Genomic DNA, 22,447 nt, shown 5'->3' on the forward strand with positions numbered 1-22,447 from the left:
CCCCCTCTGCGTTATCTCTAGTGTACAACGAAGATCATAAAATTACATACGGATTTCAGTTCGTGCGCCGCCAATCGGCTCGCATTGCCTCTATACTTGAAGCATGGACTGATATTCTGTATAATACAGACGCCAAGCAAGTAGAAATGATTACGATTTATAACACGAGAGAAGGGTAGCTTATGACGACATCCGTCGTAAAATTAAATCATGTTTCCTATCATTACGATGGGACCGCCGCGCTACAGGACGTGTCCATCGATATTAAACAAGGCGACTTTGTCGCCGTCGTCGGGGAGAACGGTTCCGGCAAATCGACGCTGATTCGGACGATTCTCGGATTGTTATCGCCGCAAACCGGATCGGTCGAACTGTTCGGCCGTCCCCAAGGACAGTTCAAAGACAAGTCTCGTATCAGTTACGTTTCCCAAAAAGCCGCGTCGTTTAACTCTGGATTTCCGGTGACGGTCGAGGAAGTCGTCGCCATGGGCCGCTATGGACGCCTCGGTCTATTCAAACGATTGAATATCGAAGACAAGGCGGCCATCCAAAATGCACTCGAGACGGTCAATATGTGGCAGTTTCGACATCGGAAAATCGGCAGCCTGTCCGGCGGTCAGCAACAGCGCGTCTTTATTGCTCGAGCGATCGTCAACCAACCGGACTTGCTCATCTTGGATGAGCCGACGGTCGGGGTCGACCAAAAACATTTGCGTGATTTTTATGAGGTGCTCCATCTGTTGCGCGAGCACACGTCATGTACGTTCATTCTCGTTACCCATGACTTGAACGTCGTCACCGACCTCGTCACGAAAGTCGTCCATCTCGATCACGGACGTATGGCCTGCAACTGTGGCTTGAAAGAATATAGTGAGCTCGGCGAATTGACGGCGATTAAACCGTACCCGGTCAAAGTGCTCGTCCATGAAGGTACGTCATGATCACGGATCTGTTCACGTACAGCTTTTTACGTTATGCGTTCATCGCAGCCGTCGTCATCGGGTTCACCGCGCCGCTCATCGGCTCGTTCGTCGTCGTCAGACGGATGAGCTTAATTGCCGACGCGTTGTCCCATATGACGCTTGCCGGAATCTCGTTCAGTCTGTTCCTCGGACAGTATATCTTGCTGTTCAGCGACTTGAACCCGCTTTACTTGGGGACGCTCGTCTCCGTGCTCGCCGCGCTCGGCCTCAATTGGCTCCGCGGAAAATACGTCCATTTCCAAGAGTTGTCGATTCCGATTATGATGTCGGCCGGGATGGGACTCAGTGCAATCTTCATCTCGTTGTCGCGCGGGTTTTCCATCGATTTGTCGACGCTCCTGTTCGGGTCAATCTCAGCGGTCAGTCTATCAGACATCTGGATGATTTTAGCAGTGGCGGGTTTCACGCTGCTCGTCATCATCGTGTTCTATAAACAGCTGTTGTTCTTGTCGTTCGATGAAGAACAGGCGAAAGTGTCGGGTCTGCCGAGTACGATGCTCCACGTGCTGTTCATGTTCGTCGTCGCGCTCGTCATCGCCGTCAGCATGCGCATCGTCGGCACACTGCTCGTCTCGAGTCTGATCACATTACCGGTCGCGGCTGCGCTCCGGTTCACGAGCAGCTTCAAGCAAACGATTCTCTGGTCAATCGTGTTCGGAGAAGTCGCGACGATTGGCGGACTCATCCTCGCCTATGAGCTCGATGTCGCCCCGGGAGGAGTCATCGTCTTGCTCGCCGTATTGATTTTAGCCGTCGTCATGCTGGCTGAACGACTCGGACTCGCTCGGAAGAAGGAGGTTCGTTATGAAGGAAACTGAACAATTGACCCGCCTGCAATCGTCGTCGCTCAAAGTGACACCGAAACGGATTGAGATGTTTGCCTTTCTCGCGGCGGAAGAGCGTTACGTCAGTGCCAAGGACGTGCTCGACTATATGCGCGCGAAACATCCGACGATGAGTTTTGACACCGTGTACCGCAACTTGAAGTCATTCGCTGAGGAAGGATTGCTCGAAGCGACCGAATTGAATGGAGAGAAGGCGTTCCGCGTCACGTGCGGGTCGAATCATCATCATCACCATTTGATTTGCCGCGGTTGCGGTAAGACGAAGCTGCTAGAGCTCTGCCCGATGCGCTATGTCGAGACGCTCGATCCTGATTTTGAGGTCGTCGATCATAAATTCGAGATTTACGGGTATTGTAAACAATGTAAGTGACAAGAAGGGATTGTGGATGCAATCCCTTTTTTGTCGAATCAAGAGAGGGGGAGTCGAGATGATTTACACCGCAGCCGAAATCAAACAAGCCGATGCGACGGCGTTCCGGCAAGGGATGCCGGCCGACGTGTTAATGGAACGGGCAGCATCAGCCGTGGCGGCCCGTCTGACCTTCCGGCCACGCTCGTCGGTGCTCGTCATCTGCGGCGCCGGCAATAACGGTGGGGACGGCTGGGTCGTGGCTCGAGAATCGGCACAGCGAGGGTGTGACGTCTTTGTCTATGCCCCATTTGGCGAACCGAAGTCTTCGGAAGGGGAACGGCATGCGGCGTATGCGCGCCGTTTCGTCACCATCGTCGAGGAGCCCCGAGACGCCGATTATGTCGTCGACGCCTTGTTTGGGGTCGGATTCCGTGGTCCGGTCACCGGAAAGGCGAGGGACGTCATCACTTGGATGCGTGAACAGTCGGCGCCGGTCATGGCGATCGATGTGCCGTCCGGTGTCCCGAGTGATGAGGCGTCAGAATTTGACGGACATGCGGTTAAGGCAGATACGACGTTTTCGCTACACGGCTATAAGCGGAGTGCCTTTTTAACTCAGACGGCTCCATATTATGGGACGGTCGAGATGGTCGATATCGGACTGTCACACAAGTCCGAATGGCGTGTGTTGACCGAGTCAGACTTTGATCGGGGGTTGCTCGAGCGCGACCCGTACGGTCATAAGAATCGATATGGTCATGGATGTTTGATTGGCGGGAGCCGTCATTTGATTGGAGCCCCGTTCTTGGCGGCCCGGGCGGCGTTACGGACTGGCATTGGCTTACTGGACTTGGCCATCCCATCGGAGGCGCACATCATGGCATCGAGTTTACCGGAGGCGATGTATTATGGCATCGATGAATTACCGGACAAAACGTATGCGGCTACGGCGATTGGGCCAGGTCTCGTCGACGATGAACGGTCGGACCGTTTATGGCAAACCGTCAGTCGTCAATCGAAACCGCTGATTGTCGATGCGGGCGCCTTGACGACGGAACATCTCGCAGCGGAAGGTCCTCTCACGTTGACGCCGCACCCGGGAGAGTTCGCTCGCTTGACGGGACGGTCCGTCGCCGAGATTGAAGCGGACCGGTTCCGTATCGCGTCAGACTTCGCACGGCAACATGGGATTCACCTCATCTTGAAAGGGACGCATACGCTCATTGTCAAACCAGACGGGACGGGGGCGGTCAATACGATTCAAGCCGCGGTGCTCTCGAAAGGAGGGAGTGGCGACGTGTTGACCGGAATGTTGCTCGCGCTCTGGGCGCGGACGGACCGAATCGACACCGAGTCTTCCCCGAACGAACAAGCCGTCCTATGGCATGCCTTGGCGGCACAAGCCGCGAGTCGGCAGATGCATCCGGCGAGTGTCCTCGCAACAGACGTCATCGAAGCGATCGGACGCATATAAAAAAGCCCCGTATACAGTGGATATTCTTATCCACGTATATGGGGCTTTTTTTAAATGGTGATGGACTTGGTCGTCTCGAAGCGATTGACGATGTGGAGCGCCTCGTTCCAAGATGTGATCCGCTTCACGCCATCCGGTAACGGTTTGCGATTATACGGCGCGTCGAACAATAGGACCGGGATGGTCGTCTGTTCATGGATCGAGATCGCGTTCTCATAACGGTCCTCCATGAATAGGTCGAGTTCGAGCTGTTTGACGACGCCGACCTTGTCATGGCTCCCTGTCATGATGAGCGAGTCGAGTGGGAGTTCATGCTGCCGAATCCACTCCTCGGTGACGGCGCGGACGGCTTCGCTGCGGGCCGTGACGTAATGGAGACGGTGTGCTTTTCGCATGTGCCAAAGGACGTCGTTCACTTCAGAGTGGGGAAGTGAGCGACGATAAATCGCTTCCTCGTGGCCTTGCTCAATCATGAAGCGCCAAAACGCCTCTTGTGTCATATCGGTATACGTATGCAACTCGTATTCGGTCGCTTTGTGGTAATCGATGGCGTATCCGAGCGCATCGTTCATATAGTGAAAACAACTTTGCGGATCCGTGACGGTTCCGTCGAGGTCTATTCCAATGTGCATCTTCGTCCCTCCTTGCTCATAACCCTTATTGTACCAAAAGCCCGCTCGGTTGCAACCGAGCGGGCGAAGGATTAGTTAGATTGGTTGGCGAGTTCTTGCTCCTCGAGTTCGCGAGCGGCAAGTTTCTCGGCGACGATGGCGTCGATTTCTTTCTTCAACTCTTCGACCATCGTGGCTTCAGGCACTTTACGGATGATTTTCCCGTGACGGAAGAGCAGGCCTTCGTTGCGGGCACCGGCGATGCCGATATCGGCTTCACGTGCTTCACCCGGTCCGTTGACCGCACAGCCGAGCACAGCGACCTTGATGTTGACATTAATGTTTTGGATATACTCTTCGACTTCTTTCGCAATCGAAATCAAGTCGATTTCGATGCGTCCACATGTCGGGCATGAGATAAGCGTCGCCGCGTTGGCCGCGAGACCGAACGATTTGAGCACTTCTTTGGCGACTTTGATTTCTTCGACCGGGTCGTCAGATAGTGAGACACGGACCGTCGAACCGATACCGAGCGAAAGGATTGCCCCGAGGCCGGCAGCAGACTTGAGTGATCCCGAGAAGAGCGGGCCTGATTCCGTGATTCCGACGTGGAGCGGGTAATCGAACGTCTTGGCTGCGAGCGTATACGCTTCGAGGGCCAAGTTTACGTCAGATGCCTTAAGCGAGATGATCGTGTTATAGAAACCGAGGTCTTCTAAGATTTTGACGTGGTGCATGGCACTCTCGACCATTCCTTGAGCCGTCGGATAACCGTACTTTTCAAGGAACTGCTTTTCGAGTGAGCCGGCGTTGACACCGATGCGAATCGGGATGCCTTTTGCTTTAGCGGCGTTGACGACCGCTTCGACTTTCTCGCGACGACCGATGTTACCCGGGTTGATTCGAATCTTATCGACACCGCTCTCGATGGCTTTGAGCGCCAATTTGTAGTCGAAGTGAATATCGACGACGAGCGGGATATTGATGCGGCTCTTAATCTCAGCGAGGGCATCGGCAGCGCGCTCATCCGGACAAGCGACGCGGACGACTTGGCAGCCTGCTTCTTCAAGACGCAAAATTTCGGCGACGGTCGCTTCGACGTCATGTGTTTTCGTTGTCGTCATCGACTGGATGACGACCTCATTCGATCCCCCAATGATGAGGTTGCCGACACGAATCGGACGGGTTAATGAACGATGCAAAATTTCTGACATATACGTAATCTCCTTCTTTTGGAAAGGTTCCAATCGATTTAAGATGAGTGGTTTCCTTATTATCATAACGAAATGTTTGTGAAAAAGCACCCGGCAAGCGCTTGCGAGATGTGCTCTTACGAAACGCTAACGTTATCTTAACAGATGCTTCATAATTTTCCACCGTCTGAAGACCGATATATTCAATGAAATGACGTGTGAAGAGGTGGAATGAAGGATGTTGAAGCGATTTAAGCGATTGAAGCGTCGAAACGAGTGGACGATGGCAAGTCGGTTGACTTGGACGTTGATGCCAATCATGCTCATATCATTTTCAATTGTATTCGGTTGGTTCGCCATGAAAGCCGAACAGTTGATGACCGACGAAATCGAAAAACGGTTGCATCGAGAAGCGACTGTGATGCGGGAGACAATCAAGACGACGTATGGGGCGTACGTCGCGAACGAAAAGATGTTAACCCGTTCTCTAAAGTCGACGTATATGCAACAGGCTTCGATCTTAGCTGCAGACGGACTCGAAGCGAGTCAGTATTTGGTGACCAATGATAATATCGAAAAATTGAGCGGGAAAAAAGTTGAAGACCGGTTTAGCAATCGCCTAGATGAGATTTTAGTGGAAGACGTGAGTGTCAGTGATCAACATGATGAGTTTATCGTTACGACGCCGATTCCTGAACTTCAGGCTCATTACGTCATTGTTGTGACGAAACAGTCGGTACTCGGTTCGATGTGGGCACTACGAGAAATCGTCTTCGTTGGCCTGATCAGTATGCTCGTGTTCATGATTGGCTTGTTTGCCGTCATGATTCGTCGTGAGGTCAAGCCGTTGACGCAGTTTGCCGAACGATTGCGTGAGTCGGTGGCGACGCGCTCATTCACAGCAGTCACATTAGACGCCAACTCAATTGAAATGCGAAGTATAGAGCAGGCATACAATACGTTAATTGGATTATGGACGCGCTCGCTCGTGACGATGACCGAGACGTCAACAGCATTCGAATCAAGCTTGCCGCTGTTCAGAAGACAACTGGAGGCGAATGAACAGCAAATCGTGGGCTTTAAGGAAGTAGCGGCCACGGTCGCGCTGACAAGTCAGTCTTACCAGTCGTTCACGACCGAGTCGACCAATCGGTTTACCGATATCGCTGCCCACGTTCGTTCATTCGAAAAAGATATCGCTGCAATCGATCAACGGACAGAGTTACTAAATCGAACGATTGCGTCAGAAATGGAATCGTTCTCGAGCGTCAAAGGAGCGAGTGAATCGTTTGCCATCAAAGCGGCAGCGGTCCAGCAACGATTATTAGACAGCGAGGCGACATCAGAGCGAGCGGATGATGCGCTAAAGAAAATCCTTTCTGTCGCGGCTGCGACGAAAATGTTAGCGCTCAACGCCTCGATTGAAGCAGCACGTGCCGGTGAACATGGTAAAGGATTTGCCGTTGTCGCCAGCGAAGTCGGACAGTTGGCGAAAGCAACGAACGAATCGACGTTATCTGCTGTGGCTACGATTGAAGCCATTCGGCAAGAACGAAGCGAAGTGTTCATGGAAATGGAACGCTTCGAATCCGACATTAAATCATTAGGGGAGGCATTGCGTAATGTCGAAGCGGGAATCGAGAAAATTGATCATGAGGTCACAAAACAAATGAGCCAATTCCAAGCGATCACGGAACAGACATCGCTGACCGGACAGCAGTTGCTTGAAATGGCGGAAGCGAATGGTCAATTGACCGAAATCGGAATGATGCTCGAGCAAAAACTGCATGACTTACAAGACGGTGTCGAAGAATGGACGGATACACAACGAGCTTTACAAACGGCAGGAACCCATCTCGGCAATCAAAGCGAACGTCTTCACGACGTCTTGCATGATTTGGCACCACTCCAATAAACAAGGCCGGACGAGCGCATAGAAGCGTTCATCCGGCCTTGTTTTATGATGTTCGTTTAATCGGGATTCGCGATAATGGGACGACTACATAAATGAATAATAGTAGAATCCCGAACCACGACGCGGACGGCGAAACGTGATACAGGACGACGAGACTGACTGTCGGAATGAGCGACATCGCGACCGCATACGGCCATGCTTGTCGATACGGCCACATTTTTTTCGTGCGCCATTTCGTGACGAGTTGGACGAGGAGGGCACTGAGGGCGACGAGTCCCATATAGAAGAAGAAAATCGCGAACGCATGTAAGAACAACCACATCGGCCAAAAGAAATTTGGTTGTAACACGATGTAATCGAGTACCGTGACGGTCAACGTCAACACTAAACTCGCCATCATATAGGCGTGAAGCGGGGCCAAGCGGAGACGTAACGCCTGCTTGGACGGGTAAAGGCTATGGCGGATAAACTGAATCGTTGTCTTGAACATAAATGGAACTCCAATCTGTTATAGTACAAAACTAGAAAAACAAACAAAAATCATACAGTGGTTTAATAAAACCTTAACATTAAACCTGTTTACATCGAATGGGTGATGCGGGCATAATGAGTAGGGCATTAAAAAAACCAAGCAAACACAACTAATTTACAATCAAAAGGAGTACAAAAATCGTGGAATACAATTTGCAAGAAATGTTATTCATGTTTTTTGGAGGATTAGGAATCTTCCTCTTCGGTATCAAATCGATGGGAGACGGCCTCCAAAAGTCAGCAGGTAACCGCCTGCGTGACATCCTTGATAAGTATACATCGAATCCGTTCCTCGGAGTACTAGCTGGTATCATTGTAACAGTCTTAATTCAGTCATCGTCAGGTACGACTGTCATCACGGTCGGTCTTGTCAGCGCCGGGTTCATGACGCTCCGTCAAGCAATCGGGGTCATCATGGGGGCGAACATCGGGACGACAGTGACAGCGTTCATCATCGGTTTCGATGTCGGCGCCTATGCGTTACCTGTTATCGCCGTTGGTGCGGTATTGATTTTCTTCTTTAAAAAAGAGAAGTTGCAACATTTGGGTCAAATCTTCTTCGGTTTCGGGATGCTGTTTTACGGTCTTGAGCTCATGGGAGAGGGTATGAAGCCGCTCCGTTCGAGCGAATACTTCATCGACTTGACGCAATCGATGAGTGACAACCCGTTCCTCGGCGTCATCGTCGGTACGGTGTTCACCGTCATCGTTCAATCGTCATCAGCAACGATCGGGATTTTGCAAGAGTTGTATGCCGGTGGATCAATCGACTTGGACGCGGCACTTCCGGTCTTGTTCGGAGACAACATCGGGACAACGATTACAGCGGTACTCGCTTCAATCGGTGCCTCGGTCGCAGCCCGTCGTGCGGCAGCAGCCCACGTTATCTTTAATATTGTCGGGACAATCTTATTCATGATTGCACTCGTACCGTTTACAGCATATATTTACTGGATCACAGATGTTTTAGCGATTGAAGACAAGATGCAAATCGCCTTCGCCCACGGGACGTTCAACGTCGTCAACACGTTCATCCAGTTCTGGTTCATTGGAACGATTGCTTGGATCGTGACGAAAATGGTTCCTGGTGAAGATTCAATCGTCGATACGAAAGCACAGCATTTGGATCCAATCTTCATCCAACAGTCACCATCGATTGCCGTCGAGCAAGCGAAGTTTGAAGTCATCCGCATGGGCGACTTCGCAAAACTTGGCCTTGATGAAGCGCGCAACTACATGACGACTGGCGATAAGAAACATGCCGAGAAGTCAGCGCACATTGAAGAGGCGCTCAACTCGCTTAACTCAAAAATCACAGATTACCTCGTGAAACTCGCTGCCGTTGATTTGACGGAGCAAGAATCACAAGAACATAAGACACTCATGCATGCCATCAACGATATCGAGCGAATCGGTGACCACGTCGAGAATATTATCGAATTGATCGATTATAAGACGGCGACACGTGTCACACTATCGACCGGTGCTCAGAAAGAGTTGACGGAAATGTACGATTTGACACGGGCCACGCTCGAGAAGTCACTTCAAACGTTGGCGAGCGGAGACATGGTCGAAGCGCGTCAAGTCATCGAGATGGAAGCGAAACTCGATATGCTGGAGCGTCAGTTCCGTAAAAATCACGTCGTCCGCTTGAATACAGGCGAGTGTGACGGCCAAGCCGGAATGTTCTTCGTCGATATGCTCTCGAACTTGGAGCGAATCGGTGACCACGCCATGAACATCACAGAAATCACGCTTGAAGATAGAAACGAAGCAACAGTCTAATCCAACGGTCCTTCCGGCTCATTTGAGACGGAGGGACTTTTTGGTTCAATGTGACTTTTGATTGACAGTGACGCGTTCATTCAGTATATTATTACTGTATAACAACGTGGCGGTGTAGCTCAGCTGGCTAGAGCGTACGGTTCATACCCGTGAGGTCGTGGGTTCGACTCCCTCCGCCGCTACCAATAAAGGACCCTTAGCTCAGCTGGTTAGAGCAGACGGCTCATAACCGTCCGGTCGTAGGTTCAAGTCCTACAGGGTCCATTTTGTGAACAGCTTTCTGATGAAAGCTGTTTTTTGTTTTCATTTTTAGTTTTCAAACTCGAAGTCCTGGGTAAATATCCGTTAGCATTTTGTTTTTTGAAAAATATGAAATGAGGCGAAGCGAGATGGAACGAAATCATACGATGATGCAATTTTTTGAATGGCACGTCCCGGCTGACCAGAAACATTGGAAGCGATTGAAAGAACGAGCTTCTGAATTGAAGGAAGTCGGAATTACCGCATTATGGTTGCCCCCTGTCACGAAAGGACAGAGCGACGAGGATACGGGATATGGCGTGTACGATTTGTATGATTTAGGGGAGTTTGACCAAAAAGGAACGGTCGCGACCAAATACGGAACAAAAGAGGAATTACTCGAGGCGACGAAGCATGCCCAAGAACTTGGAATGCAAGTCTATATGGATGTCGTCTTAAACCATAAAGCCGGGGCCGATGCGACCGAGAAGTTCGATGTGCTCGAAGTCGACCCGGAAGATCGCACGAAAGTGCTGTCAGAAGAGCCGTTCGAAATTGAAGGCTGGACCAAGTTTGATTTCGAAGGTCGAAACGACAAACATTCCTCTTTCAAATGGAACTTCCATCACTTTAACGGTACAGATTATGACGCTGCGAACGACCATAGCGGTATCTTCTTCATCCTCGGTGAAAACAAAAAATGGAACGACAACGTCGATGACGAGTTCGGTGTCTATGACTATTTGATGTTCGCCAATATCGATTATCACCACCCAGAAGTCCGTGAAGAAGTTCTTAGCTGGGGCAAGTGGTTTATCGAAGAGACGCAGTGCGACGGGTTCCGACTCGATGCCATCAAACACATCAACTATGATTTCGTTAAAGAGTTCAGCCAGAAAATGAAAGCTGAAAAAGGCGACAACTTCTATTTGGTCGGTGAGTTCTGGAAGTCAGAGCTCGATGCATGCCGTGAGTTCCTCGACAACATCGATTATCACGTCGATTTGTTCGACGTGCCGCTCCATTACAACTTGCAGCGTGCCTCGACAGAAGGAGAATCGTTCGATATGCGGACGATCTTTGACGATACGCTCGTCCAGTCCCACCCGCTCCACTCAGTGACGTTCGTCGATAACCACGATTCACAACCGGCGGAAGCACTCGAGTCATGGGTCGAAGATTGGTTCAAACAAATCGCCTACGGTTTAATCTTGCTTCGCCAAGACGGGTACCCTTGTGTGTTCTATGGGGACTACTACGGCATCAACGGACCGCACCCGGCCGATGGAAAGAAAGTGGCAATCGATCCGCTCCTTTATGCACGCCGGGAGAAAGCGTACGGTCAACAGGACGACTACTTCGATGACGAACACGTCATCGGTTGGGTCCGTCAAGGTGTCGAGGAGATCGAGCGTTCGGGTTGTGCTGTCCTCATCTCGAACAGTGAAGCAGCCGAGAAACAGATGTTCGTCGGCGAGCACCGTGCCGGCGAGAAATGGGTCGATTTGACACAGACCGTCGATGAGGTCGTTGAGATTGATGAAGACGGACATGGGGTATTTAAAGTAGCGGCAGGTTCGATTTCGGTTTGGGCGTTACCTGAACAAGACGTCGAGTGAAGCATTACAATTGAGTCGACCGTCACAAATCTGTTACATTTAAAACGAACGTTGTTCAAACCAATTTAAGGGGGATTTTAGTTATGGCTAAATTTGAATTACCACAACTTGATTACGCATACGATGCACTTGAACCACACATTGACGCACGCACGATGGAAATCCACCACACGAAACACCACAACACTTACGTCACGAACGTAAACAATGCACTCGAAGGAAAAGACGTGAACTACTCTTCACTCGAAGAGTTGCTTCAAAACCTCGATTCACTTCCTGCTGACATTCAAACAGCGGTCCGCAACAACGGTGGCGGTCACTGGAACCACTCATTCTTCTGGAAATTGTTGAAGAAGAACGAGAACGGTGCTCCGACGGGCGAACTCGCTTCTGCAATCGACGAAGCGTTCGGCAGCTTCGACGCGTTCAAAGAGGAGTTCACGAAAGCAGCGACAACACGCTTCGGCTCTGGTTGGGCTTGGCTCGTCGTGAAAAACGGCAAACTCGAAGTCACATCGACTCCAAACCAAGATTCACCGATCATGGAAGGCGTTCAGCCAATCCTCGGTCTCGATGTTTGGGAGCATGCGTACTACTTGAACTACCAAAACCGTCGTCCGGATTACATTCAAGCGTTCTTCCATGTCATCGACTGGGATTACGTCGCGAAGCTCTACGCAGACGCAAAATAATGACACAGTCCCGGGATTCGATTGAATCTCGGGATTTTTTCTACATTTCATTATTTTGTAAACAAATTATGATATAGTGAAAATCGAGTCGAAAAATAGAAATAACACTGACATATACGTCACCTATACTTATAGAAGGAATTGAATCAGAAAGGAGACAACTGAATTGGCCAGAAACCGTGTGAAAGTGCCGAAGAAACGGCGCAACCACCTTCCGTTGCGATTGAACTTATTGTTCTTTATCGTCTTCATCTTATTCGCGACACTCATTTTCCGTTTAGGCGTCGTCCAAATCGTCAACGGTGAGTTGATTGCCCGTGAAGTTCAGAAGACCGAATCAAGCAAAATCAAGTACGAGGTACCGCGCGGTAAAATCTATGACCGCAACGGCCAAGTGCTCGCCGACACCATCTCGAACTACTCGGTCATGTATCGCCGGTCGCAAGTGACGAAGACGGAAGAGCGCCTCGAAGTCGCCATCAAGCTCGCGGAAATCGTCGACGTGCCGGAGAAGGACCGTAAAGTGACGGAGCGGGACCGCAAGGATTATTGGATTGCCATCGATCCGGAGCGCTCGCAAGAACGGGTCCAAAACCTGTTGGCTGATTTATCGGAAGAAGAACGGGCCGCCTTGTCGAACCAAGACGTCGACCAGTTGTTGCTCGATTCCATCACGGACGCGGAAATCACGTTTGATGATGCGACCGAAGAAATCATCGCTATCAAACATAACATGGAGTCAGGCTATGCGCTCGACCCACAAGTCATTAAAATCGGGGCGTCTCCAAAAGAAATGGCACTGATTGAAGAAAACTTGGAACTGCTCCCTGGCGTCAGTGTCGAACCGTATTATCAGCGGGATTATCCGTTCGGTGAGACGTTCCAAAGCTTCCTCGGAAGTTATCGTCAAATCCCAGCCGAGCAGCGCGCTTCGTATCAAGCGAAAGGGTATGGCTTGAACGATCGGGTCGGAACGTCTTATCTCGAACAACAGTATGAGGACGTGCTACGCGGAACCCCGGCCTATGACGTCTTCACGACGTATAAAGGGGAACCGGTCGGAGAACCGACTCGCGTTAGCGGGAACCCAGGGAAAGATATCATCTTGTCGACGGACATCGAATTCCAAAAAGAAATCGATGAGATTTTGAAGAAAGCGATTCGAGCCGGCCGCTCGGGCAGCCCGCACTTTGACCGTGCCTTCGCCGTCGTCATGAACCCGCAAACGGGTGAATTGCTCGCCCTCTCGGGACAAGAGCTCGACTATGAAACGAACAAATTCAAAGACGTCTCGACCGGGACGGTCCTGCGGGCGAGTCAAATCGGCTCGACAATCAAGGGAGCGACGGTCGCGTTCGGACTTGAAGAAGAAGTCATCCAACCGGGTGAATATATTTATGACACGCCGATTCGGATCGGTTCGTCACTCAAGTCGTCGTACCGGAACATGGGGAACATCAACGACCTTGATGCCCTCGCGTTATCATCGAACATTTATATGTTCCAAATTGCCCTGCGGCTCGCCGATTACTACTCGACCGGCCAAATCGTCGGAGAGAACGTGACCGAGGCATTCAATACGATGGAACATTACTATAAGCAGTTCGGACTCGGAATTGAGACAGGGATCGACCTCCCATATGAATCAATCGGATTCCGTAGCGTACCGGACCGTGTTACGCTCCTCATGGATATGTCGATCGGTCAGTTCATCTCATACACGCCGATTCAATTGGCGCAGTATACGTCGACGCTTGCGAACGGCGGATACCGGATTCAACCGCATCTCTTGAAAGAAATCATCGAACCTGGCTCGCTCGACGAAGCGAACAAGCAAGTCGTCAGCACGTTCCAACCGAACGCGCTCAATAAAGTCGATATTCGTGATGAATTTCTTCAACGGGCGCGCCAAGGATTCCGGCAAGGGGTCGAGAGTGGAACGTCTCGTATCCTGCAACAGACGGGAATCACGGCGGCCGGTAAGACCGGTACCGCTCAAGCGATCGCGGAAGGGCCAGATGGTCAAGCGAAGCGAAACGCGAACGGTGAACCGATTAAGACACTCAACTCGAACCACGTCGGCTGGGCGCCATATGATGACCCGGAAATCGCTTGGGCCATCATCATGCCAGGCCTCGAGGCGGAAGGGATCAACACCCGTGTCGCGCACGACATCATGAAGGCGTATTTCGACTTAGAAGACGTCCAAGCACAGATTCAATAAAGAAGTCACTTCGGTGGCTTCTTTTTTTCGTCTTTACAATTCTTTTACGTTCCGTTTATTTCTCGTTAATAGTAGTTTATTAGGATGTTAATTGTAGGACAGAACAACGAAGCCACAACACAAATCAAAGCAAACTCAAGGAGGACGTCAGAAATGTCTTGGATGAAAAAATCAGCTTTAGTCGCTTCAATTACTTCGGTGGCCATCATCGGTGCCGCGTGTGGGAACAATGAAGAAGGTGGCGCAGCCGACGGTGAAGGACTTTCAGGTAAAGTCGTCATGGACGGTTCGTCAACAGTCTTCCCGATCATGGAAGCCGTAGCCGAAGAATATTCAGCTGAACAGCCAGACGTTGAAGTCACGGTCGGTGTCTCAGGTACGGGTGGCGGATTCAAACGTTTCGTAACAGGCGAGACGGACTTCTCGAACGCATCACGTGAAATCAAAGAAGAAGAAGCGGCTGAAGCCGAGAAGAACGGTGTCGAGTACACGCAACTCGCTGTCGCCCTCGATGGCCTTTCACTCGTCGTCAACCCAGAGAACGATTGGGCACAAGATATCACGATTGAAGAACTTAACAAGATGTGGACAGACACGAACGTGAAAACATGGAAAGACGTCCGCTCAGACTGGCCGGATGAAGAAATTTCATTCTTCTCACCAGGTAAAGACTCAGGTACGTTCGACTTCTTCAACGAAGCGGTCCTTGACGACACGGATATCCGTGAAGACGCACAGTTGTCAGAAGACGACAACGTCCTCGTGACAGGTGTCGCCGGCACGAAAGGTGCAATCGGATTCTTCGGATACGCATACTACATTGAAAACCAAGATACGCTTCGCGCGTTGAACGTCGAAGGCATCGAGCCGACGACTGATACGATCAACGATCTTTCATACCCGCTCTCACGTGAGATTTACACATACGTGAACAACGCGTCATTGAAAGACAAGCCACAAGTCGCTGACTACACACGCTTCTTGAATGAAAATGCAGCAGCCCTTTCAGAAGAAGTTGGATATGTCGGAATGGAACAAGCACGATATGATGAGAACGCTGAAGTGATCGACGAGATCGCTGGCGAGTAATAGCGCAGAAGGCAGAAGGTGAGAGTCGCTCTCGCCTTCTCGCCGTGCTTTCTAGTATGAAGAGGTAGGGAGCGATACACGAGATGAATCAACCAAACAAAGGGCTGTCAATTCGAGAGATGATTGAAGCCAATAAGAAAAAGAAATATAGTACGACGAACGTGTTTGATAAAGTCATGCCGTTCTTATTATTCTTGAGCGCATTCGTTTCGGTCGTCACGACGGTCGGCATCGCGTTCACACTCGGTTTTGAACTGTTCAAGTTTTTCGAGCGCGTACCGGTCGCCGAGTTTTTAGGCTCGACCGAATGGTATCCGCTTAGTGCCGATCAACGTTTCGGCGTCTGGGCCCTCGTCATGGGGACACTCCAGATCACGGTCATTGCCATGATTGTCGCTGTACCACTCGGTTTGGCGTCGGCGATTTATTTGAGCGAGTATGCGTCTGAGCGTGCCCGCACGATTTTGAAGCCGATTCTTGAAGTGCTTGCTGGCGTTCCAACGATTGTCTTCGGATTCTTTGCCTTGTCGTTCGTCACACCGATTTTGCAAGCATTGATTCCAGGGCTTCAAATCTATAACGCACTCAGCCCAGGAATCGTCGTCGGAATCATGATCATTCCGATGATCGCTTCGATTTCGGAAGACTCGATGAGCGCCGTCCCGAAAAAGATTCGTGATGGAGCCCTCGGCCTTGGCGCGACGCGTCTTGAAGTCGCGATTAAAGTCGTTATGCCAGCCGCGCTCTCAGGGATTATCGCCTCAATCGTCCTCGGGATGAGCCGTGCCATCGGTGAGACGATGATCGTAACAATCGCAGGTGGGTCACAACCGAACTTTGAGTTCAACCCGCTCAACGCGATTCAAACGATGACAGCTTATATCGTCCAAATCGCCAAAGGTGATGCAGGATACGGGACAATCGAATACTACAGTATCTATGCGGTCGGCGCATTGTTGTTCATCTTTACGCTCGTGATGAACTTATTCGCGAACTGGGTGACGCGCCGCTTCAGAGAGGAGTACTAATATGGCATTGCCGAACAGTGAGTTCAAGAATACGAAGAACTTGATGGACCGTGCTTCCGTTTCACAACGGATTAAGCGCCGTCTCCAATTAAATGAAATCTTTAAGTACGTCTTTTTAGCGGGACTTGTCTTTGCCCTGCTCGTCCTATCGACATTGATTTATGATGTCGTCTCTAAAGGTGGCGGCTGGGTGAACTTGGACTTCATCCGTAACTTCCCATCCCGTCGTCCTGAACAGGCCGGGCTCTATCCAGCCTTGATTGGATCACTTTGGTTGATGATGTTGATCGTTCCGATGGTATTTATCGTCGGTGTTGGTGCCGCGATTTATCTTGAAGAGTACGCACCAAAAAACCGTATCACGTCATTTATCGAAGTAAATATTTCAAACTTGGCCGGTGTCCCGTCAATCGTTTTCGGATTGCTCGGATTGACGATTTTTGTTCGCATTATGGAACTTGGGAACTCAATCATGGCCGGAGCTCTCACGCTCGGACTGATGAGTTTACCGATTGTTATCGTCGCGTCACAAGAAGCGCTCCGTTCCGTCAAGATGGAATTGCGGCACGCGTCGCTCGCACTCGGAGCCTCGAAGTGGCAGACGACGTTCAACGTCGTCTTGCCGTCGGCGATTCCAGGGATTATCACGGGAATCATCTTGGCCGTATCGCGAGCAATCGGGGAAACGGCTCCATTGATCATGGTCGGAGCAGCGACGTTCATTTCGACGACGCCGAGCAATGTGTTCTCTGATTTCACAGCGCTCCCGATTCAAATCTACAACTGGACGAGCCGTCCGCAAGCTGAATTCCAAAACTTGGCCGCTGCCGGAATCATTGTATTGATGACGATGTTGATCATCATGAACTCGGCTGCCATCTATATCCGTAACAAGTACACGAACCGACATTAAGTCGTAGCAGTAAACGAGGAGGACTCTCGAGATGATGAAACAAAAAGAACTCAAAGGAGATCATGAAGTGAATACAACGACGACTCAACCGAACGAAACGGTGATGCAAAAAGAAAGTGCCTATGTCGTGAACAACTTGAATTTATGGTATGGCGACGATCAAGCGTTGATCGACGTCAACCTCGACATCAAGAAAAACGAAGTGACGGCCATCATCGGTCCGTCGGGTTGCGGGAAGTCGACGTTCATCAAGACGTTGAATCGGATGGTCGAGCTCGTGCCGTCTGTCCGTACGAACGGTGAAATCTTGTATCATGGTCGCAACATCTTTGACCGCGATTATAAAGTTGAAGATCTTCGCACGTCGGTCGGTATGGTGTTCCAACAACCGAACCCGTTCCCGAAATCGGTGTATGACAACGTGGCGTACGGGCCACGTACACACGGCATCAAAAACAAAAAAGTACTCGATGAAATCGTCGAGCGCTCGCTTCGTGGCGCCGCGATTTGGGATGAAGTAAAAGATCGCTTGAACGAGAACGCCTATGGCCTCTCGGGTGGACAGCAACAACGTCTCTGCATCGCCCGCACACTTGCCATCGAACCGGACGTCATCCTCATGGATGAGCCGACGTCAGCGCTCGACCCAATCTCGACACTAAAAGTCGAAGAGCTCGTCCAAGAGTTGAAAGAGCAGTACTCGATTATCATCGTCACGCACAACATGCAGCAAGCAGCTCGTGTATCGGATAAGACGGCGTTCTTCTTGAACGGAGAAGTCGTCGAGTTCGATGCGACCGATAAAATCTTCTCGAATCCAACGGACAAACGGACTGAAGATTACATTTCTGGCCGGTTCGGTTAAGAAGGGGAGACAATCATGGCACAAAATCGCACATTTTTTGATACGAAGTTAAACGAATTAGAAGACAAGGTTGTTCGCTTGGCGAATTTGACGATGCGTCAAACGGCTACGGCCATCGAAGTGCTTGAAAAACATGATCTCGTACTCGCTCAGACTGTCATCGACAACGACAACGAACTCGATGACCTCGAGCTCGAAATCAATGACGAGGCGATTCTGTTGATCGCGAAACAACAACCGGTCGCGACCGACCTTCGTCGCTTGATCGTGACGATGAAGTCGGCGACAGACCTTGAGCGCATCGCGGACTATGCGACGAACATCGCCAAAGCCGTTGCGCGCATCGAGCACGTCCCGTACGTGTTAGACATCAAGCCGCTCAAACAGATGGCCGAGCAGTTGATCGACATGCTCGAGCTGGCGACTCGTGCTTATCGTAAAGGCGAGGTCAGCCGGGTGCGTGACTTGAACGAGATGGACAAAGTCATCGATGACTTGAACTTGCAGGTCATCAAACAATACATGGGATCTGTGCCGACAATGGCTGTCGGGACGAACGATGTCTATGAGTTTTCGAACATCGCCCGCTATTTAGAACGCATGGGCGATCACGTGACGAATTTCGGAGAACATCTCATTTTCCTCGAAAAAGGGAAACATTATGATTTAAACCAGTAAGAAAAGTGGTAAAGAACAACAGACCAGTTGTTCTTTACTTTTTTTTTGTGCAGGAATTCACGGGTTGGAGGCGAATAGTAGAACACATGGATTTTTTTTAGGAAGGGAGCCACAAATAGATGGAAGAGAAAATCGTTTCCTTGAAACAACAAGGGCTAACGTTAAAACAGATTGCAGAACAATTAGACATGCCGATCGGGAAAGTCCAGTACGCTTGGCGCAAATGGCGTTCCCAACACGGTGAACCAGCCAAGCCGGTAGCCGCCGCTCCAAAACGAAAGACCGAAGGGAAGAAAGCAATGACACCGAAATCGAAGCAAGTACCCGCCTCATCTGGGACGCAGGTCGCTTCGACGCTGCAACATGAGCTGCCAGTCCAATCACCGCTTCTAGATAAAGGCCCAGATGGGTTCTGGAAGCTCCCTGACCGTTATGATCAAGATTTGATGCATGCGGTCGTTCAATCGCCGAACGCCGTCTACGTCTTTTGGGAGGTTTCTGACAGCGTCAAGGAGACGTTGTCGATGCAGTTCATGCGTCCGTGGGAAGATTTGCCGAAGGCGTTCCGGATCCTCGACATCACGTTGCTTGATTACGCGAGCGGGCATGCGAACCGTTCGTATACGTTCGAATTGCCGGAGATGACGAACAGTTGGTTCGTTCGGCCACTCGATCCGAACACGACGTATGTGTTCGAATTTGGGATTCGGACGATGGAAGGGGAGTTTCTTCCGTTGCTCGCATCTTCACCGATTGATACGCCACGTGCGGAGCCAGCCGGCCATGGTCGTTTCGCTGAACCGGTACGACGTTGGCAATACGGGGAAGTCGAGTCTCCTGAACTGCTCGACACGCTACCTAAATATTCTGCATACCGATTCGTGCGCTGAGGAGGATTTATTTGATGAAACCAGGTTATTTTTCACTCGTCCTTCATGCCCACCTTCCGTACGTGCGACATGAAGAGAAACACCGCTTAGAAGAGAGATGGGTGTATGAAGCCATCTCCGAGACATATATCCCGATTCTTTGGCAAATCGACCGTCTGCAAAAGCCGCTTCATTGGACGGTCAGCATTTCACCGCCCGTCGTTGAGATGCTCGCCGACCCGCTCGTCCAGGACCGTTACGTGGAACATTTGGATGAGATGCTCGAATTGATTGAGATTGAGCTCGCCGAAGGACGGAGCGAACAGGAAGTTGAGACGCTCCATTTTTATCGCGGGCGCTACACCGATTTGAAAACAACGTTCCTGCATTGGGAAAAGAACTTGAACCATGCGTTCCGTACATATCGTGAGCAAGGGTTCATCGATATGGTCACATGTACGGCGACGCACGGCTTCAACCCGCACTTGTTCACGGAGCAGGCCGCCCGTGCGGAAATCCGTACCGGTTTGAACTGTTTCGAGCGTCATTACGGGTTCCGCCCGACCGGTATTTGGTTGCCGGAGTGTGCCTATACGCCGGGTGTCGACCGCATCTTGTACGAGGAAGGCGTTCGTTATACGTTCGTCGATGAGCACGCTTTACTCGATGCCGACCCTACTCCGGACAAGGGGATTGGCGCACCGGTCTACTCGCCGCATGGCGTCGCCTTGTTCCCGCGTGACCAAATCATCTCCGGGAAGATTTGGAGCTCGATGATCGGGTATCCGGGCCATCCTGACTATCGCGAGTTTTATCGTGACCTCGCCTATGACCGCGACTGGGCGTATATTGAAAAGTTCATGCACCCAGAAGGGATTCGATTCGATACCGGTCTGAAGATGCACCGCATCACGGGCGACTCGGATGAGAAAGACTATTATGTCCGCGCCTGGGCCGAACATCAAATCGACAACCACGCCCTCGATTTTGCGCAGACGCTCGAAGGGCATCTCGAGGCCCATGGTGGACAAATGTTCCCGCCGTTCCTCGTGACGGCACCGTTCGATGCCGAGTTGTTCGGACATTGGTGGTTTGAAGGACCTGAATTCCTCGGCAAGGTCGCCGAGCGGCTCGAAGAGTTCGGAATCGAGACGATTACGCCGGCCCTGTTCCTCGAGCGCCACTTCCAAGACCTCGAGACAGTACACGTCTCGATGAACACGTGGGGGCGTAAAGGTTATGGTGACGTGTGGATCAACGAGCGCAACGAATGGATGCTCCGCCACTTGCACATGATGGAGACACAACTCGTCAAAGACGTGGCCGATTATCGTCACGCCTCACCGCTCGTCGATCGGGCGCTCATTCAACTCGTGCGACATTACGTCCTCGCCGTATCGAGTGACTGGGCCTTCATCCTCGACGGACAGACGACGGCTCAATATGCAGCCGAACGCTTCCGCGAGCACACACGCCTGTTTGCTGAGCTCGAGACGGCACTGTATCAAGACAAGTTATCGGATGAACTGCTCGCCGACCATTATCGCGCGTATCCGTTCCTTGATGATGTGGACATTGACATCGACACGTTCCTGTCTCCGCACGACTATTACGTGACTGAGGAACGTGGCAGTGAAGGCGAGGCGATTCTCGTCTTGACGCCAGAATATACAGGCAACGTCGTCGGTGATCTCGGACGCCGTGTCATCGACGAGGTCGAAGCCCGGGCGGCGGAAGGCGAGACGGTGTACGTCTTGACCCCGTTCAAGGAAGGGTTACCGGAGTATGAACGTCACAACCACGTCCACGTGTACCGCGTCCGTCTGACGAGCCCGTTCTTGGAGCACGTGATGAACCAAGTCGCGGCCCAAAACGTGGCGTACGTCAAACTTGCGCATGAGCTCGTGGCCAAAGTTCCGTTCAAAGCGATCCATCAATTTGATTGGATGACGATTCCTGCGGCACGTTCGCTTGCGAAAGCACTACAAGTTCCGTTATACTCAACTATGTTGTCCTTTGAAACGACCCGCAATCCGCACGGACATGGCGGTCTGTTCGACGCGATTCACCGAATCGAGAACAGCGTCCTCGCTGAAGCCGACACGGTGTACATCTGCGAACAACTATCGACTGAGGAAGTCGGAATGCGCTATGCGATTGGTGATAACGTAAAAACCTGCCTGCCGCTCGATGCTTCGCCATACGGGCAAAAACGTTTGAAAAAGAACACGAAATAACCTTGCTTTTTCAAATAAAAATTGGTAGGATAATTGAGTATGCTTAGACTGTAAAGCAAAAGCACTTGATACAACATTAGTAAGATGGGAGTGAAAGAAATGCGCGTTAAAATCACACTAGCTTGCACAGAAACAGGCGATCGCACGTACATCACGAAGAAAAACAAACGTAACAACCCAGAGCGCCTCGAATTGCGCAAATACAACCCACGTCTCCGTCGTCACACGCTTTACCGCGAAGTGAAATAATGAGACTGGCCGTCACTCATGTGGCGGCCTTTTTTTTGAACAAGGGGGAATTGAA

The 22,447-nt window shown here is 50.9% G+C and carries 20 protein-coding genes and 2 tRNA genes; 19 read left to right on the forward strand and 3 right to left on the reverse strand.

Going from position 1 to position 22,447, the window contains the following annotated elements; all coding sequences use genetic code 11:
* Positions 1–182 precede the first annotated feature (182 nt).
* From M467_RS18870 to M467_RS18885, 4 genes are read left to right on the forward strand one after another with little or no spacing between them, the layout of a single operon-like run.
* Complete coding sequence (locus tag M467_RS18870) at positions 183–941, forward strand: metal ABC transporter ATP-binding protein (protein WP_021065711.1); 759 nt, start codon at positions 183–185, stop codon at positions 939–941.
* Positions 938–1,801 (forward strand): metal ABC transporter permease, encoded by an 864-nt coding sequence (locus tag M467_RS18875; RefSeq protein ID WP_021065712.1) that lies wholly within the window; start codon positions 938–940, stop codon positions 1,799–1,801. The genes M467_RS18870 and M467_RS18875 overlap by 4 nt, the downstream gene beginning before the upstream one ends.
* A complete protein-coding gene (locus M467_RS18880; protein ID WP_021065713.1) occupies positions 1,788–2,198 on the forward strand; it encodes a Fur family transcriptional regulator in 411 nt (136 codons plus the stop codon). Before M467_RS18875 ends, M467_RS18880 begins: the two co-directional genes overlap by 14 nt.
* Before the next feature lie 58 nt (positions 2,199–2,256).
* Entirely contained in the window at positions 2,257–3,654 is a 1,398-nt protein-coding gene (locus M467_RS18885; protein ID WP_021065714.1) for a bifunctional ADP-dependent NAD(P)H-hydrate dehydratase/NAD(P)H-hydrate epimerase, read from the forward strand.
* Positions 3,655–3,704: 50 nt separating this feature from the next.
* Here the strand turns inward: M467_RS18885 and M467_RS18890 are convergent, their stop codons facing one another.
* Both M467_RS18890 and ispG read right to left on the reverse strand, forming a co-directional pair.
* The gene (locus M467_RS18890) at positions 3,705–4,286 is read right to left on the reverse strand and encodes a hypothetical protein (RefSeq protein WP_021065715.1); all 582 of its coding nucleotides are present in this window, start codon (positions 4,284–4,286) and stop codon (positions 3,705–3,707) included.
* A gap of 71 nt (positions 4,287–4,357) precedes the next feature.
* Entirely contained in the window at positions 4,358–5,479 is a 1,122-nt protein-coding gene (gene ispG / locus M467_RS18895) for a flavodoxin-dependent (E)-4-hydroxy-3-methylbut-2-enyl-diphosphate synthase (RefSeq protein ID WP_021065716.1), read from the reverse strand.
* A 217-nt stretch (positions 5,480–5,696) separates the two neighbouring features.
* On the opposite strand from ispG, the gene M467_RS18900 reads away from it, so the two are divergent.
* A complete protein-coding gene (locus tag M467_RS18900) occupies positions 5,697–7,373 on the forward strand; it encodes a methyl-accepting chemotaxis protein (RefSeq protein ID WP_021065717.1) in 1,677 nt (558 codons plus the stop codon).
* A 43-nt stretch (positions 7,374–7,416) separates the two neighbouring features.
* Here M467_RS18900 and M467_RS0115795 read toward each other — a convergent pair whose 3' ends face one another.
* Positions 7,417–7,863, reverse strand: a complete 447-nt coding sequence (locus tag M467_RS0115795) for a hypothetical protein (RefSeq protein ID WP_021065718.1) — start codon at positions 7,861–7,863, stop codon at positions 7,417–7,419.
* 182 nt (positions 7,864–8,045) lie between these two features.
* Here M467_RS0115795 and M467_RS18905 point away from each other — a divergent pair, with 182 nt between their 5' ends.
* The 14 genes from M467_RS18905 (at position 8,046) to rpmG (ending at position 22,392) form a co-directional block, all read left to right on the forward strand.
* The gene (locus M467_RS18905; protein WP_021065719.1) at positions 8,046–9,689 is read left to right on the forward strand and encodes a Na/Pi cotransporter family protein; all 1,644 of its coding nucleotides are present in this window, start codon (positions 8,046–8,048) and stop codon (positions 9,687–9,689) included.
* A gap of 108 nt (positions 9,690–9,797) precedes the next feature.
* A tRNA-Met gene (locus M467_RS18910) sits at positions 9,798–9,874 on the forward strand.
* Between the two features lie 5 nt (positions 9,875–9,879).
* Positions 9,880–9,953, forward strand: a tRNA-Ile gene (locus M467_RS18915).
* 125 nt (positions 9,954–10,078) lie between these two features.
* Complete coding sequence (locus tag M467_RS18920; RefSeq protein ID WP_021065720.1) at positions 10,079–11,548, forward strand: alpha-amylase; 1,470 nt, start codon at positions 10,079–10,081, stop codon at positions 11,546–11,548.
* An 83-nt stretch (positions 11,549–11,631) separates the two neighbouring features.
* Positions 11,632–12,240 carry a superoxide dismutase gene (locus tag M467_RS18925; protein WP_021065721.1) on the forward strand — a complete coding sequence of 203 codons (609 nt, stop codon included), beginning with the start codon at positions 11,632–11,634 and terminating at the stop codon, positions 12,238–12,240.
* A 166-nt stretch (positions 12,241–12,406) separates the two neighbouring features.
* On the forward strand, positions 12,407–14,464 hold the full coding sequence (locus M467_RS18930) for a peptidoglycan D,D-transpeptidase FtsI family protein (protein ID WP_021065722.1): 2,058 nt from the start codon (positions 12,407–12,409) through the stop codon (positions 14,462–14,464).
* 153 nt (positions 14,465–14,617) lie between these two features.
* Positions 14,618–15,553 (forward strand): PstS family phosphate ABC transporter substrate-binding protein, encoded by a 936-nt coding sequence (locus M467_RS18935; RefSeq protein WP_021065723.1) that lies wholly within the window; start codon positions 14,618–14,620, stop codon positions 15,551–15,553.
* A gap of 83 nt (positions 15,554–15,636) precedes the next feature.
* Complete coding sequence (pstC, locus tag M467_RS18940; RefSeq protein ID WP_021065724.1) at positions 15,637–16,581, forward strand: phosphate ABC transporter permease subunit PstC; 945 nt, start codon at positions 15,637–15,639, stop codon at positions 16,579–16,581.
* A gap of 1 nt (position 16,582) precedes the next feature.
* On the forward strand, positions 16,583–17,494 hold the full coding sequence (pstA, locus tag M467_RS18945) for a phosphate ABC transporter permease PstA (protein ID WP_021065725.1): 912 nt from the start codon (positions 16,583–16,585) through the stop codon (positions 17,492–17,494).
* Positions 17,495–17,597: 103 nt separating this feature from the next.
* On the forward strand, positions 17,598–18,359 hold the full coding sequence (pstB, locus tag M467_RS18950) for a phosphate ABC transporter ATP-binding protein PstB (RefSeq protein WP_052013661.1): 762 nt from the start codon (positions 17,598–17,600) through the stop codon (positions 18,357–18,359).
* Between the two features lie 15 nt (positions 18,360–18,374).
* On the forward strand, positions 18,375–19,037 hold the full coding sequence (phoU, locus tag M467_RS18955) for a phosphate signaling complex protein PhoU (protein WP_021065727.1): 663 nt from the start codon (positions 18,375–18,377) through the stop codon (positions 19,035–19,037).
* A 119-nt stretch (positions 19,038–19,156) separates the two neighbouring features.
* A complete protein-coding gene (locus M467_RS18960; RefSeq protein ID WP_021065728.1) occupies positions 19,157–19,927 on the forward strand; it encodes a DUF4912 domain-containing protein in 771 nt (256 codons plus the stop codon).
* A gap of 14 nt (positions 19,928–19,941) precedes the next feature.
* Positions 19,942–22,143: a 1,4-alpha-glucan branching protein domain-containing protein gene (locus tag M467_RS18965; protein WP_021065729.1), complete on the forward strand. Its 2,202-nt coding sequence runs from the start codon at positions 19,942–19,944 to the stop codon at positions 22,141–22,143.
* Between the two features lie 84 nt (positions 22,144–22,227).
* The gene (gene rpmG, locus M467_RS18970) at positions 22,228–22,392 is read left to right on the forward strand and encodes a 50S ribosomal protein L33 (RefSeq protein WP_255313299.1); all 165 of its coding nucleotides are present in this window, start codon (positions 22,228–22,230) and stop codon (positions 22,390–22,392) included.
* The last annotated feature ends 55 nt before the right edge of the window (positions 22,393–22,447 follow it).

The organism is Exiguobacterium chiriqhucha RW-2 (assembly GCF_000416965.1).
Taxonomy (GTDB): domain Bacteria; phylum Bacillota; class Bacilli; order Exiguobacteriales; family Exiguobacteriaceae; genus Exiguobacterium; species Exiguobacterium chiriqhucha.